Here is a 16509-nt window from a genome sequence, read left to right as displayed (position 1 = left end):
ATATAACATATACATTTTCAAGCCTTAAAAGATTAATATAATCTATAGATTAGCATAAAGTGAATTTTTGGAATATGAGAGGTGATTAGATGGATAAAAATAAGATATCTAACCTTTTAAAAAAGCCTGAGGGTGCAAAGCTTGATTATAAATTGAAGATAAACTTGAATACTCAAGCAGAAAAAAAGGAATTGGCTAAAGATATACTAGCGATTGCTAATACATATGGAGGAAGAGGGCATATAATATTTGGAATTGAGGATAAGACTAAAAAGATAGTAGGTGTTCAAAGGGATTCTTATGCAGAGGAAAAAATACAGCAGATACTATCAAATAGAATAGATCCTCCAGTTAGTATAAAAATGGAATATGAAGAGTATGAGGGAAAATTATTAGGAATACTTACAATATTTAAGAGTAGTCAAAAACCTCATCAATTAAGGCAGAATGGAAGCTTTTATATAAGAAGGGGATCTACTACTGATATAGCGAGAAGACATGAGATTGCAAGTATGTTTGAAGAAAGTGGTATTATAAACACTGAAATGATGCCTGTTACTGCAAGTAATATAAGTGAAATAGATGAAAAAATAGTTCGTATATACTGTAAAAAGATAAATATTAATGAAGATATATCTATAGAACTGCTAGAAAATTTGGGTATATGCATAAAGATAGAAGATGGTAATTATGTACCTACGTTAGGAGGGTTATTGGTATTTGGAAATCATCCTCAAAAATATATAACAAGTTCATCTATAAGAATTATAGAAAATTTAGATGAAGAAAGTAACACAAAAATATTTCATGGAAATATAATGTATATGTTGGATGAGGTTGAACATTATCTTAAAAATATCTTAAAAAATTATAACTATTCTATAGAAGGGCTTTATGAATGTATTAGAAATAGCTTAGTTCATAGAGATTATTATGATTTAACAAGGGAGATAGTTATATATTTAGGAAAAGACAAAGTTGAAGTAAATAATCCAGGTGTACTTATCAGAGGAGATAATATAAGCACTGTAGTAAAAGAAAAAAATCCATCGAGAAGAAATGATTGGATATATCAAAGGTTATTAATATTAGATGATAAGATGAGATTTTTGGGGAGTGGAATGGGTTTTAATAGGATAAAAAATTCTTTTGAAAGAAAAGGTAGCGTTAAATTTATAAATATAACTAAAAGAAATTTATTTAGAGCTATTCTTCCAGGGGTAAAGTAAACCTAAATGGGTATAATCATATCAAAGGAGTTGGTAATATGATAAAAAAAGCTACTTTTGGTATGGGGTGATTCTGGGGACCTGATGCCCAGTTTGGGTTAGTTAATGGAGTTATAAGAACTAGGGTTGGATATAGTGGAGGAAAAAGTGAAAATCCAACTTATAATAATATGATGGATCATACTGAGGTTACTCAAATAGATTATGATGACGAGATTATAACTTATGATGAACTTTTGGATATATTTTGGAAAAATAACATATGCAAGGTGAAATCTTTAAAAGTACAGTATAGATCATTGATACTATATCATGATGAAGAGCAAAGGATAAAGGCTTTGAAGAGTAAAGACGAAAAAGAAAAAAATGAAAATAGTTATGTATACACTGATATAGAGGCTATGAATAAGTTTTATATTGCCGAGAACTATCATCAAAAATACTATCTTCAAAGTGTAAGAGCGATAGCTGATGAAATCAAAAAGTCGTTTGAAAGCTTTAATGCATTCGTAGATTCTAAATTTGCAGCCAGATTAAATGGATATATAAAAGGATATGGTGATATTGATATGTTAAGAAATGACTTAAAAACAGACCTATTATCAGATAAATCAAAGAAGAGACTTATTTCGATAGTAGATGGATATGGTAAATAATAAAAATAAAAAAAGATAGGTATATACCTATCTTTTTTAACTGGTGCCCGAGGCGAGATTCGAACTCGCAAAACCACGATTTTGAGTCGCGTACGTATGCCAATTCCATCACTCGGGCAAAAAATCTTACAAACAAATATTAACATATATTAAAAAAAAATTCAATATATTTTTTAAATCAACGTTATCTACAAGTTAAAATTTATATAATTTCCTTGTGATTAAAATATATAATAATGATATAATAAGGTGAAACTTAATTCAGGTGGAGTTTAACTTCGTCTGAATTATTTATGTTATTTTGAATATGGAGTGTGATAAATTTGAATAAAAGACTTGTTATAATAGATGGAAACTCTTTGATGAATAGAGCATTTTATGCTCTACCAGATCTTATGAATAAAGAAGGATTACATACTAATGCAATATATGGATTTACTACTATGTTGTTTAAGATAATAGACGAATATGAACCAACTCATATGAGTGTTGCATTTGACCTTAAAGCACCTACGTTTAGACATAAGCAGTATGAAAATTATAAGGCTGGAAGAAAAAAGATGCCTGATGAATTAAGAGTTCAGGTTGAGCCGTTAAAAGAACTTTTAGATGCATTTAAGATACATAGGCTTGAAATGGAAGGCTTTGAAGCTGATGATATAATTGGAACAGTATCTAAAATTGCTGAAGAAGATGGTTTTGAGGTGATTGTAGTTACTGGAGATAAGGATGCTATACAACTTGCATCTAATAAGACTAAGATACTTATAACTAAAAAAGGGATAACAGAACTTGAAATCTATGACTATGATGAAGTTCTAAAAAGATATGAGCTAACTCCAAATCAGTTTATAGACCTTAAAGGACTTATGGGAGATAAGTCTGATAATATACCAGGAGTACCTGGAATAGGAGAAAAAACTGGTATTAAGCTTTTAAAAGAGTTTGAAACTATTGAAAATTTAGTTCAAAATACAGACAAGCTAAAGGGAAGCGTAAAAAAGAAAATGGAGGAAAATATAGACACAGCCCTTATGAGTAAACGCCTTGCTACAATAGTAAGAGATATGCCTATTGATATGAATGTGGATGAATTAAAGCTTGAAAATTATGATGAACAAAAGATAATAAAGCTTTTTAACTTATACGGATTTAACAGTTTAATTAAAAAAATAAGTATGGACAAAGAGGTTCAGGATGATACCAATATAGAGTCTATATTAGTAAGTGACGAAAATATAGATACTATTATAGATGAAATAAATGATAAAAAACACATGTTTTTGAAATCGGTTACAAAACAAGGAAATATACTAGATAAAAACATTATATATATGTTCATAAGTTTTGATGGAAGTAAAATATATTATATAAACGAGGAAAAATTCATATTAAGATTAAAAGGTGTATTAGAATCAGAAGATATACAAAAATACGGTTATAAATTGAAAGAAGAGTATATAGCTTTAAGAAGTTACGATATAGATATTAAAAATATGAATTTTGATATTGTAATAGGAGAATACTTAATAGATGCTACAAGTTCTAATTACTTACATGACAACTTGGCAGCAAAGTATATGGGTAAGAAGGTAAAAAGTGAAGAAGAGCTCTTAGGCAAGGGTAAGAAAGCAAAGAAATTTGAAGAATTAGAAGAAGAAGTTTTAATTGGATACTTTAATAGTTTAATTGAGGTTGTTGTAGGGATAAAAAATGAAATGGAGAAAACTATAGATGAGTATGAAATGCATGAACTTTTTTATGATATAGAAATGCCACTTGTTGAAGTTTTAGGATATATGGAGCATGAAGGATTCAAGGTTGATATTGAAAAATTAGAACAGCTTAAGGAAGAATACGGGGGTATTATTCAAAACTTAGAGAAAACTATATACGATATGGCCGGAGAAGAATTTAATATAAATTCACCTAAGCAGTTAGGGGTTATACTATTTGAAAAATTAGAACTTCCTATAATCAAAAAGACTAAAACTGGATATTCAACTAACGCTGAGGTCCTGGAAAAATTAAGATCTGAACATGAAATAATAGATAAGATATCTGAATATAGACAGATTGTTAAGTTACAATCTACTTATGTAGATGGTCTTTTAAATATAATAAATCAAAAGAGTAAGAGGATTCATTCATCTTTTAATCAAACTATAACTACTACAGGAAGAATATCATCTACTGAGCCTAATCTTCAAAATATTCCTGTAAGACTTGAAATGGGAAGAAATTTAAGAAAGGTATTCATACCAACTGAAGGGTATAGTCTTGTTGATGCAGATTACTCTCAAATAGAGCTTAGAGTTCTTGCGCACATAAGTGATGATGAGAACTTGATACATGCATTTGAAAGTGGAGAAGATATTCATACAAGCACTGCGGCAAAGGTATTTGGTGTTGATATAAAAGATGTTGATAGTGAAATGAGAAGTGCTGCAAAGGCTGTTAACTTCGGTATAGTATATGGAATTAGTGATTTTGGATTATCTAAAAATTTAAATATACCTGCTAAAAAAGCTAAAGAGTATATAGATAATTATTTTGATAAATATCCTAATATAAAAAAATATATGGATGATATAGTAGAAAAGGCTAAAGTTGATGGATATGTAAGTACTATTCTTAACAGAAGAAGATATATTCCAGAGATAAATTCTAAGAATTTTATAGTTAGAAACTTAGGAAAAAGATTAGCTATGAATACACCTATACAAGGAAGTGCTGCTGATGTTATAAAGATTGCCATGGTGAATGTATATAAAAAGCTTAAAGAAGAAAATTTAAAGTCAAAGCTTATTTTACAAGTTCACGATGAACTTATAATAGAGGCATATGAAGAGGAAATAGATAAAGTTGAGAAGATTTTGAAAAATGAAATGGAAAATGCTGTGAATATGAAGGTTAGACTTAATGTAGACCTTAATACAGGGAAATCATGGTATGAAACAAAGTAGGTGAGAATATGATAGTAATAGGTCTTACAGGATCAATAGGAAGTGGGAAAAGCACAGTTTCTAATATTTTAAAGAAAAAAAATATAAACATAATAGATGCAGATAAAATTTCAAGAAAAATATTTGATGATAAGAAAGCTCTTGATGAGGTTGTCAAATGTTTTGGAAGTGAAATACTTAATTCTGATAAGATTTTAGATAGAAAAAAATTAGGAAGTATTGTTTTCTCCGATGAAGTTAAGCTTAAAAAACTAAATTCTATAACACATCCTATAATTACAAATAAGATAAAAGTCAGTATAGATAAATTTAAGGAACAAGGCAAAAAGATTGTAGTATTAGATGCACCTCTTTTAATAGAGGCTAATTTATTAGATCTAGTCGATATGGTACTTCTTGTTATTTGTAATGAAAATATACAGATTGAAAGAATCGTAAAAAGAGACAATATAAATAAAGAAGATGCGATATTAAGAATTAGATCTCAGATGAGGGTAGAAGATAAGAAGAAGTATGCTGATTATATAATAGATAATTCTTATAATCAGGATAAGCTTGAGTTAGATGTAGAAAAATTTTGTGACTATGTGGAGGAAACGTGTTTTGATTAAAAAGAAGTATTTTATTATCTGCGCTATTATACTTATTGCGGGTTTAATATTTGGAGTAGATAAGTATTTAAAAATAGTATATCCTAAACATTATGAAGAGTATGTAATGAAATATTCTAAAGAATACGATATAGACCCATATTTGGTATTTTCTATAATGAAAGCCGAAAGCAAATTTTTTCCTTACGCTGAGTCTAACAGGGAGGCTAAAGGCCTTATGCAAATATCAAATATTACTCAGCAGTGGGCTCAAGATGAACTTCAAATGGGTGATATAAATATATTTAATCCAGAGACAAATATTCAAATGGGATGTTGGTATATAAGCAAGCTCTTTAATCAGTTTGATGATAAGGACTTAGTAATAGCCGCATATAATGGTGGATCTGGCAATGTAGAAAAATGGCTAAAAGATCAAAGGTATAGTAATAATGGAATAAACTTACAAAATATACCTTTTAAAGAAACTAGAGATTATGTTGATAAGGTAAATAAATATTATGAAAGATACAAAGCTATTTACGAGAAATGAGGAGAAAGCAAATGAAAAAAATTAAAATTATTTTTCTTTTAGTTATGGCTGTATTTCTCTTTGGATGTAGCAAAAGTGATACTAAGATAAATGAAGATTTGAAAAAAGCTATATTACAAGAGGAAGACTTAACTCCTAAGGAAGGTGGATCAATAAATATTTCTGTTGTTGAATTTAAAACATTAAATCCACTTTTAAATAATGAAAAATCATTAGATCAAGCCCTTAAATTGGTTTATGATAGTCTATTTATAGTAGATGAAAATTATAATATAAAGCCAAAGCTTGTAAAAGATTATACTGTTTCTCAGGATGGAATGAGCTTAAATATAAGTTTAAAGGATAATATACGTTGGCATGATGGAGTTAGCCTAACAAGTCAAGATGTTCAGTTTACAATAAATTTACTAAAAACATTAGATAAAAGCACTTATAAACCTTTGGTTAAGAACGTATCTAGGGTTGATGTTTTATCTGATACTAGTTTTAACATAGTATTTAACAGTGCATATTCTTTTTCTTTAGAAAATTTTATATTTCCAATACTTCCAAAGCATAGACTTTCTGGTTTGAGTATAGATGGCATGAATCTTTATTCGAATAATTTGATAGGATCTGGAATGTATAAAATAGATAAATACGAAAAAAGAAAGTATATAGATTTAGTAAAAAATGAAGAGTACTACGACAAAAAACCTTATATAGATAAGGTAAGGCTAGTTATAGTACCGGATAAAGAAGCACAAGAGAGTATGCTTATATCTCTTGAAACAGATATTTGTAAAATAGATAAGATAATAAGCGGACAGTTTCCTGTTAAAAGATTTGATATTAGAGAATATACAGGAAATGAGTACGAATTCATAGCTTTAAATTTTGATAATCAGTATATACAAGATATAAACTTTAGAAAAGCTTTATTGCATAGTATAGATAGAGAAAAAATACTAAAGGATGTTTATTTGGATAATGGAGATATAGTGGAATTTCCATTGAATAAAAAATCAAAATACTATAATAAAGAATTAGAAGTTATAAAATTCGATATAGATAAGGCAAAAAAACATCTGAGTAATATAAATTTAGAGGGAGTCCAGTTTAAAGCTGTTGTAAATAAACAAAATTTTGAAAGACTAAAAGAAGCTTATTTAATAAAAAATTATCTTGCAGATGTAGGGATTGATATAAAAATAGTAGAGCTTTCTGAAGAAGAACTTACAAATGCTATTAATAACAAGGATTATGATCTAGCTCTTTTAGGATGGACACTTCCTATTGTCCCAGACCCTATGTTTAATTTCTATAATAGTTTTACAAACTACAATGATGATAATGTAAATATATTGATTCAAAAGCTTATAAGCTCTAATAGTGAATCTGAAAAGATACAAAATTATAATGAACTAGAGAAATATGTTAGTAATAACATTCCGTTTATAAGTCTTTTGATTAAGGATAAGAACTTAGTTTTAAATAATAAAATTAAAGGAAAATTAGATTCAAGTGAATTCAATATATATAATGGCTTTGAAAAAATATATATAAGCGAATAAAAGATTTGCTTTAAAAATTATATGATTCCATTAGATATAAAAAGCCGTTAAGAGTAATTAACTTTTAACGGCTTTTAAAAATATATTGACTTATGTATATATAACAATTAAAATATTATTAAAGATTAAATATGCGGATGTGGTGGAATCGGCAGACACGCTATCTTGAGGGGGTAGTGAGCTACGCTCGTATGGGTTCAAGTCCCGTCATCCGCACCAATTATATAAAGACCTGAGGGTCTTTTTTTATTTTATAGAAAATTATAAGATTTTATTTCTGCAGATAATGCTGTTGAAAGAATTAAACTAGCAACTATTTTAAGCAACAGAGCCCGTAGGACCCGTTGGCGACATGAGCTATGCGGTAGCATAAAGCGAATTTTTTATTTTGAAGAGAGATTATTAAATATGATTATTAGGTTAAACTATAATTGAACTGAATTGGATTATTTTGAAAAATAAACTGAACACTAATCAGCTATGAGATTGGAGAACTATATAATGAATAAAGAAGTTATCTCTGATAAACAAGGGATATATTTTATAATTCTATCTATAATAGGAACATCAACAATAATAGTAATGGGATTAGATGCTAAGCAGGATGTATGGATAGCTAATATTTTATCTATATTTATGGCATTTCCGGTAATTATTATATATGCCCGCTTACACTATATTTTCCCACAAAGCGATTTGTTTGACATACTTGATATTTGCTTTGGGAAGTTTATTGGTAAGGTAGTAAGCATATTATATATTTGGTTTGCATTTCATATAGGAGCCCTAATAGCAAGTGATTTTGGTTATTTTATTACTATAGTTTCTATGCGTGAAACTCCTAGAATTATTCCGATACTAGGTATTATAATTCTTGGAATTTGGGGAGTAAAAGAAGGAATTGAAGCATTAGGGAGATGGGTTGAATTTTTTACACCTGTTATTATAGTTTCTATATTTGCAATTATAGTATTATCAATCCCTAATATGAATATCGATAATATCCGTCCTGTTTTATATAATGGAGTAAAACCCATTCTAAAAGGAACATTTTATTCATTTGCATTTCCTTTTGTTGAAACTGTAATATTTACTATGTTTTTCGCTGATTTTGAGACAAAGAAATCTCCTTATAAAGTTTATATGAATGGATTAATGATAGGAGGGATTATTTTAGTTGTATTTAATTTAATGAATATTCTTGTTTTAGATGTAAATATAGCATCAGATTTATACTATCCTTCTTATGTCGTTGCATCAAGAATAGATATTGGAAACTTAGTTCAGAGAGGGGAAATTATAGCAGCGGTTATATTTTTATTAGGAGGATATATAAAAATGAGTATATGCTTATTGGCAGTATGTAAAGGAATTAGTAAAATATCTGGTTATACTGATTATCGTTTCATAGTGACTCCGGTTGCTTTACTAATGGGAATGCTATCCTTTTCTATATATGATAGCGTAATGGATGTTATAAAATTTGCTTCTACGGTATCACCTTATTATAAATTTCCATTTCAAGTAGTTGCTCCTATTATTATATGGATTGCTGCGGAAATAAAAAAGAAAAAACTCCACCTTTAAAGGCGGAGTTTTTTTAGTATTCGTCTTTTTCAAAACTTCCACAGTCTGTACATTCTGGAGAGGTAGCTTGAGACTTATGTTTAACAACTTCTATATGAGTGAGAGTACAGTTGTTTACAGTCTTAGCATGATGTCTACACTCGCTAACAGTACATCCTATATTAAGGTTTCCTTGATCCATTTTAACACCTCCTAAAAGTCTAATAATAGTATTAGCTTTTTTAAGAGATTAATAACAAGAATTATTTACATAAAAAAATATATTTTCCTGGGAAATACAAAAAATTACACAGTTCATGCTCACCTAAGGAAATACAACATATAAGTTGTATTTTTTATCGGATTAATGATTTACAAAGCTCAATAAAGTTTCTTTCAAACAAGTCGTTGTCTGATTTAGTTCTTTTTTTGGCACTTTTAATCCTTTTTTTAGCTTTTCTAGCTTTTTGAGATAAATGTCTTTGAAGAAGTAGCATATCTATGTTGTCATCATTATAAATAAGTCCGTTTTGATTTATAACATGAGCTTTTTTTGCAAGAACCATGGCAGCTAGACCATAGTCTTGAGTAATAATTATATCTCCTTCTTCAACTGAATTTATCAAAGCCATATCAACAGAGTCTTTTCCCTGACCAACCATAATAACTGTTGAATAATCATCATTTAGGACATGACTAGTGTCTATAAACATCATAACTGCTATATTAAGCTGCTTGGCAACTTTAATTATTATATCCTTAACAGGACAAGCATCTGCATCAACAAGAATTCTCATAAATTACTCCTTTGTATATTGTTATAATACATATTATATCGTTTATATAGAGTGATTTATATACTAAATGAAAAATTAAGTAAAATACTCTATAGTACTGTTTTCAAAATTGTCGTATATGAGTTTTGATATATACTCTTTTATTTCGCTGCTTTTTTCTTTAGGGTATACATACTTGAATTTACCATAAGGTCCCCATTTTAGCTGTCTGTTTTCTTCATCTAGGTCAAGTTTGGTATTTGGGAAGCGAGTAAGTATTAATTCTTTGGCAGTGCTTGTAAACCTATGCTGTATAAGTTCAAAAGTTATAGGATTGTTGTAGTCTTTTAGCTCTTCTTTAAGTTTTAATATTAACTCTTTGTATTCATCCTTCCAATTATCATAAATCATAATTGGAGCTATTATAAATCCTAGAGGATAATTACTTGAAGCTATTTTTTTAGATGCGTTTATTCTTTCGTCAAAGCTTGATGTATTATGCTCAAAGTTATCTATAACATATCTTGTATTTATACTGAATCTAAATTTAGTATGATTGCTATGATTTATATTTAAAAAAGAATCTATATTGTCGTATTTAGTTATAACTCTAAGTCTTCCATTTTCCGATTTTGAAAAAAATTCTATGCATTTTTTGAGATTTCCAGTCAAGTGTTCAAGTGCAACAGGGTCTGTTATACTTCCGCATTCAAATGTTGTAATATTTGAATTTTTATCTATATGATCATTAATTACATCTAATATCTCGTCTATATTTACAAATAGCTTCATAAATGGTTTTTCGCCTTGAGTAGTTTGAAGATAACAGTACTCGCAGTGGCCCGGGCATGAGCTTGATAGAGAAAACTGATAGTCTGCAGACGGTTTACAAGGTCTCAGTTTTTTTTGTTTATTAACTGTTATATATATAGTTTTTTTTGATTTTGAGTAGTTTTCTGACGCATTTTTTCCGTCTATTAAAACTTTTCTAGATTGTTCTATAGGAATATTTAATTCTTTTAGATGATTAATAGCAATTTGACCTACATCGTATTTTAGAGCTCTAGGATCTACATATGCTTTATCTGGTATAAAATTTTTCATGTTTTTCACCTCTTCATTAGTGTTTCAAAGTAATATTGAATTTATTCAAATTGAATTGTATATTAAATCAACTCATAAAATATATTTAATAATTTAAAAAAATAAAATTTTAACTAAAATTCAAATTATAAAAATGTTATAATAATATAAAGTGAATTTGTTAATACATACTACTAGAAGAAGGTGATTTTAATGAAGGATTTATATTGTGCAGTTGATTTAGGTGGAACTAAGATTAACATAGGTATTATGACTAAAGAAGGAGAAGTACTTGATAATATTAAGATACCTACAGAGGTTGAAAAAGGACCTGATAATAGTATAAATAATATAAAAAAGACTATATATGAATTGTTAGAAAGATTAAATTTAGCTAAGAATGACTTAAAGGGAATAGGAATAGGTTCTCCTGGACCAATAGATAGTGAAAAAGGAATAATAGTTGAAAGTGGAAATTTAAAAGGTTGGAAAAATGTAAAGCTAGTAGAAAAGCTATCTGATGAATTTGAAGGTATTAATATAAAGCTGCAAAATGATGGTAATGCAGCAGCTCTTGGAGAGTATTTATTTGGATTTGGGAAAGGATGCAAAAACTTTATATATATAACTGTTAGCACAGGAGTTGGCGGTGGAGCTATAATAGATTCTAAGCTTCAAGTAGGAGCTAACTCAAATGGATTCGAAGCTGGTCATATGATAATTAATCTAAATGGTAGAAAATGCAATTGTGGAAATGATGGGTGCTTTGAGGCTTATGCATCTGGAACGGCTATAGAAAAAATTGCCTCTGAGAGAATTACAAACGAAGAAAGTATTATATCAGAACTTTCAAAAGGTGGTAAAGTAAAGGCTGAACATGTATTTGAAGCAGCTAAAAAAGGAGATAAGTTTGCTTTAGAAATAGTAGAAAATGAGGGGTACTACTTAGGCGTTGGTATTTTTAATATTATTGCTATGTACAATCCGGAAAAAATAAGTATAGGAGGAGGAGTATCTAATTGTTTAGATATGTTCTACGACAAGATGATGAATACTATAAACAGCATGTCTTTAAAGCCTAGTACTCAAATTTGCAAAATAGAAAAAGCTAAAAGAGACGATTGTGGACTTATTGGAGCTGGAGCTTTAGCTTTTTATAATGAATAGGAAATTATTATATACTTAAATATGATTTTAAATACAAAAGAACTGACAACCGTTAGGTGTCAGTTCTTTTGTATTTTTAAGCAACGGAGTCCGTTAGGACTCGTTGGCGGCATGAACCATGCGATATAATGAAGCGAATTTTGTGTTGATAAATATATGTTAAGATGGTATAGTGTACATACAGGTGTATATACACCTGTATGTACTGAAAGAAGGTTTAAAATTTATATAGAGGTGAATAAAATGAATTCTATAGTTGAAAAAATAAAAAAATTAAAAATAGAAAAAAATGCTATTATTTTGGCTCATTATTATCAGAACTCTGAAATTCAAGATATAGCAGATTATGTTGGTGATTCTTATTATTTGAGTAAAGTAGGCTTTGATAGTAATGCTGATGTAATAGTTTTCTGTGGTGTTAAATTTATGGCTGAGAGTGCAAAAATATTATCTCCTAGCAAGACAGTGTTACTACCTAATGAAGAAGCACTATGTGGTATGGCAGTTATGGCTAGAGCTGATGAGATTGAAAAAATGAAGAAAGAGTACCCAAATGCTAAGGTGTTGTGTTATGTAAATTCAAGCACAGAAGTAAAGGCTATTTCTGATGTATGTTGTACTTCATCAAGTGCTATGAAAATATGTAAAAATATTGATAGCGATGAAATAATATTTGTTCCAGATAAAAATTTAGGATCATATATTCAAGAAAAAGTGCCAGAAAAAAGAATAATACTTTGGGATGGATTCTGTTGTATTCATAATAATATAAGATCTGAAGATGTTATAGAAGCGAAAGAAAAGTATGGTGAAGATGTAGAAGTTTTAATTCATCCAGAATGTACGAAAGAAGTTAGAAAACTTGGTGATTTTGTAGGAAGTACAGGACAGATAATAGAGTATGCGTCTAATAGTAATAAGCAAGAATTTATAGTTGTCACTGATGTGGGGATATTACATGAACTTAGAAAAAGAAATCCTAATAAGAGATTTTACCCATTAAATATGGTCTGTAAGAACATGAAAATTACAACTATAAAAGATGTGTATAATTGTCTTGAAGATTTATCAAATGAAATTCATGTTGACGAAGAGGTGAGGGTTAAGGCTGAAAATGCTTTAAGAAAAATGCATGAATTAGGATAATTAAATTTGGAGGCGTATAAAATGAAAGTTTATGCAGATGTACTTATTGTGGGTACTGGTATTGCAGGCTTATACAGTGCACTTCACTTAAAGAATAATATTAAGGTGGTAATGGTTACTAAGGAAAAGGTAGATGATTGCAACTCATATTTAGCTCAGGGTGGTATAGCTACAGCACGAGATAAGTATGATATTGAAAGTTATGTACAGGATACTTTAAAAGCAGGTCAATATAAAAATAATGAAGAAGCAGTTAGAATTTTAGCAGAAGAATCTATTGATAATATTAATAGCCTTATTAAATTAGGAGTTAAGTTTGATAGTGCAGATGGAAATCTTAAATATACCAGAGAAGCTGCTCATTGCAAAAAAAGAATAGTTCATTGTAAGGACAGAACGGGTAAAGAAGTATTTGATGTATTATTAAAAAGAGTTAAAGAAAAAAATAATATAGAAATAATAGAAGAGAGCTGCTTAATTGATATTATTGAGAAAAATAATACATGCTTTGGGGGAATAGCTGTAAAGGGTAATAAAGTAATAAACATTCATTCTAAGATAACCATATTAGCTTGTGGTGGTATTGGAGGATTATTTAAAAATTCAACTAATGTAAAAACACTTACTGGTGACGGTATTTCTATAGCCTGTAAGCATAAAATCAATCTTAAGGATATAAATTATATACAATTCCATCCAACTTCTTTATATGAAAAAGGAGATAATAGAAGGTTCCTTATTTCAGAAGCAGTAAGAGGAGAAGGCGCATATCTATTAAACAGCAGAGGTATGAGATTTATTGATGAACTATTGCCAAGAGATGTGGTTTCAAAAGCTATCTTCACTGAAGAATTACAATCAAATTCAGAATATGTTTTTTTAGATATAACTCATAAAAATAGTCAGTATATAGTAGACAGATTCCCAAATATATATGAAGCTTGTATAAATAAGGGAATAGATATGACGAAGGATAGAATACCTGTTACTCCTGCTCAGCATTATTTTATGGGTGGGATTACTGTGGACACATATTCAAGAACATCAATGAACAGATTATTTGCCTGTGGAGAAGTTAGTTGTACAGGTGTCCATGGAGTAAATAGATTGGCAAGTAATTCACTTCAGGAAGCGTTAGTATTTTCTAGAAGAGCATCCATAATTATAAATGATTATATAGACGATATAGAACTTAATAAGCTAACATTTAATGAAAGATATAATTGTATAAATGCATCAAATGTAAAACAAGAGAACGTGAGAATAGCATTAAACGAGCTTGTTAAAGTGAGGGGAGATCTAAAAAATGAATTGGTTAATTATTGATGAGATTATCAAGAACGCATTAATAGAAGACAGCGTTTATGGAGATATTTCAACAAATTCAATATTAAGTGAACATAGTCTATGCTCAGTACAACTCATAGTAAAGGAAAATGGAGTTATTGCAGGTTTGCATGTTTTTAAAAGGGTATTTGATTTAATAGGCAATGTTCAAGTTGAATTTAAGGTTAGAGATGGTGAAAAAGTTGAGAATAAGCAGATTATAGGAATTATAAAAGGGAATACAAGAAATGTGCTTACAGGAGAAAGAATAGCTCTAAATCTTTTACAAAGAATGAGTGGTATAGCAACAATAACGAATAAAATGGTGCAAAAAATAGATGGAAGCAAAGCAAAACTTTTAGATACAAGGAAGACAACTCCGAATTTAAGGATTCTTGAAAAGTATTCAGTCAAAGTCGGAGGAGGGTGCAATCATAGATTTAGTTTATCTGATGGTGTTATGCTTAAAGATAATCATATACAAGCAGCTGGAGGTATAACAAATGCTGTAAGGCTTGCAAAAGAAAATACATCATTTGTTAGAAAGGTTGAAGTTGAAGTTGAGAGTATAGAAGAAGTTAAAGAAGCTCTAGAAGCAGGGGCAGACATAATAATGTTGGATAATATGAGTATAGAAAATATGAAAGAGGCTGTTAAAATAATTGATAAAAAAGCTATAACAGAGGCTTCAGGTAATGTTTCAATAGATAAAATTAGAAGTATAGCAGAAACTGGTGTAGACTATATATCATGTGGTGCTCTTACGCATTCAGTGAAGGCATTGGATATAAGTATGAAAAATTTAATAATAGAAAATTGAGACTTCTAAAATTTAGAGGTCTTATTTTTTGCATATAAACAAACTCTTCATAATAAACATATACCATATGGATATTAGTATATGGAGGGATATTGTGGTATATAACAAATGTAGAAAAAAAAGAAGAATCAAAATTGAAGCTTCTATGAATGACTTGATTTCTATACATAATATACTGCACGAAAAAATATATAGACTAAAAGAAATTGTAGACTTTAATGATATAAAAAAAATTCTAGAGATGGATTTGAGTGAAATAAATATTGAAAATATACTATTAAACACTGAAAAAAATATATGTCCACTTAAATGTATCAACTTTAAAAAAGGAAAATGTAAATCATGCATAGATGAAGCTATTAAAAGGCATGATTATTTAAAGGAGAAAATTCAAACTGATATAAGTAAATATAATCAATATATAAATACATTTAAGGATATATTTTATTTGAAAAATGAATACAATATAGAGGATTTATTTATTAAGTTTGGATTTGATAAAAATTACGATTTAGTATGTTTAGTTTGCGATAATATGAACTATTACAATAACGATGAAAAAGGAAATGTATATATTGTCTATGGAAATTTGAACAAGACTAAGAGTGAGTATAAAAGCTCTTTAAAAATGGAATTTAAATATAAAGATGATTATATATATATAGACAAAATAAATGCATCTACTGATAAATTAAGATGTGGGCATGCTACATTTGCACTTTCTAATTTGAAAACATTGATAAGAAATATGAAACTTCCTAGACCAGTAGACTATATAAAAGGTTATGTGAATGAAAATAAGAAATACATAAAAAGAAAGGATCTAATTAAGTTTTATAAGAAAAATGGATTTTTTGTATACCAAGATTTAGCCTTTGAAAAAAACATATAAAAAATTCGTCTAGTTGCTACGCACTGACTCATGTCGCCAACGATCCCTACTGGCTCCGTTGCTTAAAATAGTTGCAAATGTAGATTTTTAATTAAAGTTATCTACAAATTGAAAATTATATGTTTAATACTAATTTTATAGGGTAAATAATAAATACAAATAAGAACTTAATAAATATAAAATATA

The 16509-nt window shown here is 28.7% G+C and carries 14 protein-coding genes, 2 tRNA genes and 1 pseudogene; 13 read left to right on the top strand and 4 right to left on the bottom strand.

The window, feature by feature from the left end:
• The first annotated feature begins 89 nt into the window (after positions 1-89).
• Both M2214_RS11940 and M2214_RS11935 read left to right on the top strand, forming a co-directional pair.
• Complete coding sequence (locus tag M2214_RS11940) at positions 90-1229, top strand: AlbA family DNA-binding domain-containing protein (RefSeq protein WP_248478431.1); 1140 nt, start codon at positions 90-92, stop codon at positions 1227-1229.
• Positions 1230-1312: 83 nt separating this feature from the next.
• Positions 1313-1885: pseudogene (locus tag M2214_RS11935) on the top strand (peptide-methionine (S)-S-oxide reductase MsrA); the annotation flags it as partial.
• Between the two features lie 41 nt (positions 1886-1926).
• On the opposite strand, the gene M2214_RS11930 reads toward M2214_RS11935, so the two are convergent.
• Positions 1927-2003, bottom strand: a tRNA-Leu gene (locus M2214_RS11930).
• Positions 2004-2208: 205 nt separating this feature from the next.
• Between M2214_RS11930 and polA the strand changes: the two genes are divergently transcribed.
• The 6 genes from polA to M2214_RS11900 all read left to right on the top strand — a co-directional run bounded on the left by polA (position 2209) and on the right by M2214_RS11900 (position 9134).
• Entirely contained in the window at positions 2209-4851 is a 2643-nt protein-coding gene (polA, locus tag M2214_RS11925; RefSeq protein WP_248478428.1) for a DNA polymerase I, read from the top strand.
• An 8-nt stretch (positions 4852-4859) separates the two neighbouring features.
• Positions 4860-5462, top strand: a complete 603-nt coding sequence (coaE, locus tag M2214_RS11920; RefSeq protein WP_248478420.1) for a dephospho-CoA kinase — start codon at positions 4860-4862, stop codon at positions 5460-5462.
• Positions 5455-5994 carry a lytic transglycosylase domain-containing protein gene (locus M2214_RS11915; RefSeq protein ID WP_326521597.1) on the top strand — a complete coding sequence of 180 codons (540 nt, stop codon included), beginning with the start codon at positions 5455-5457 and terminating at the stop codon, positions 5992-5994. Before coaE ends, M2214_RS11915 begins: the two co-directional genes overlap by 8 nt.
• Positions 5995-6005: 11 nt before the next feature.
• Positions 6006-7547, top strand: coding sequence for an ABC transporter substrate-binding protein (locus tag M2214_RS11910; RefSeq protein WP_248478412.1), 1542 nt, complete (start codon positions 6006-6008; stop codon positions 7545-7547).
• 133 nt (positions 7548-7680) lie between these two features.
• Positions 7681-7766 (top strand) — tRNA-Leu (locus M2214_RS11905).
• Between the two features lie 282 nt (positions 7767-8048).
• Positions 8049-9134: a GerAB/ArcD/ProY family transporter gene (locus M2214_RS11900; protein ID WP_248478410.1), complete on the top strand. Its 1086-nt coding sequence runs from the start codon at positions 8049-8051 to the stop codon at positions 9132-9134.
• 13 nt (positions 9135-9147) lie between these two features.
• Here the strand turns inward: M2214_RS11900 and M2214_RS11895 are convergent, their stop codons facing one another.
• From M2214_RS11895 to splB, 3 genes are all read right to left on the bottom strand, one after another.
• Entirely contained in the window at positions 9148-9315 is a 168-nt protein-coding gene (locus M2214_RS11895; RefSeq protein WP_248478408.1) for a DUF1540 domain-containing protein, read from the bottom strand.
• A gap of 154 nt (positions 9316-9469) precedes the next feature.
• Positions 9470-9910: a YaiI/YqxD family protein gene (locus M2214_RS11890; RefSeq protein ID WP_248478406.1), complete on the bottom strand. Its 441-nt coding sequence runs from the start codon at positions 9908-9910 to the stop codon at positions 9470-9472.
• 75 nt (positions 9911-9985) lie between these two features.
• Complete coding sequence (gene splB / locus M2214_RS11885) at positions 9986-10993, bottom strand: spore photoproduct lyase (protein WP_248478403.1); 1008 nt, start codon at positions 10991-10993, stop codon at positions 9986-9988.
• Between the two features lie 192 nt (positions 10994-11185).
• Between splB and M2214_RS11880 the strand changes: the two genes are divergently transcribed.
• From M2214_RS11880 to M2214_RS11860, 5 genes are all read left to right on the top strand, one after another.
• Positions 11186-12139: an ROK family protein gene (locus tag M2214_RS11880; protein WP_248478393.1), complete on the top strand. Its 954-nt coding sequence runs from the start codon at positions 11186-11188 to the stop codon at positions 12137-12139.
• Between the two features lie 156 nt (positions 12140-12295).
• Positions 12296-13285 (top strand): quinolinate synthase NadA, encoded by a 990-nt coding sequence (gene nadA / locus M2214_RS11875; protein WP_330651494.1) that lies wholly within the window; start codon positions 12296-12298, stop codon positions 13283-13285.
• A 21-nt stretch (positions 13286-13306) separates the two neighbouring features.
• Positions 13307-14611: an L-aspartate oxidase gene (locus M2214_RS11870; protein WP_248478391.1), complete on the top strand. Its 1305-nt coding sequence runs from the start codon at positions 13307-13309 to the stop codon at positions 14609-14611.
• A complete protein-coding gene (gene nadC / locus M2214_RS11865) occupies positions 14592-15431 on the top strand; it encodes a carboxylating nicotinate-nucleotide diphosphorylase (protein ID WP_248478389.1) in 840 nt (279 codons plus the stop codon). The genes M2214_RS11870 and nadC overlap by 20 nt, the downstream gene beginning before the upstream one ends.
• A gap of 94 nt (positions 15432-15525) precedes the next feature.
• The gene (locus M2214_RS11860; protein WP_248478380.1) at positions 15526-16323 is read left to right on the top strand and encodes a hypothetical protein; all 798 of its coding nucleotides are present in this window, start codon (positions 15526-15528) and stop codon (positions 16321-16323) included.
• Positions 16324-16509: the final 186 nt, after the last annotated feature.

Origin of the sequence: Tepidibacter aestuarii (assembly GCF_934924865.1) — a bacterium.
Lineage (GTDB): Bacteria > Bacillota > Clostridia > Peptostreptococcales > Peptostreptococcaceae > Tepidibacter_A > Tepidibacter_A aestuarii.
The sequence above is the reverse complement of the archived record's forward strand: the minus strand, read 5'-3'. Positions and strand labels throughout refer to the sequence as shown.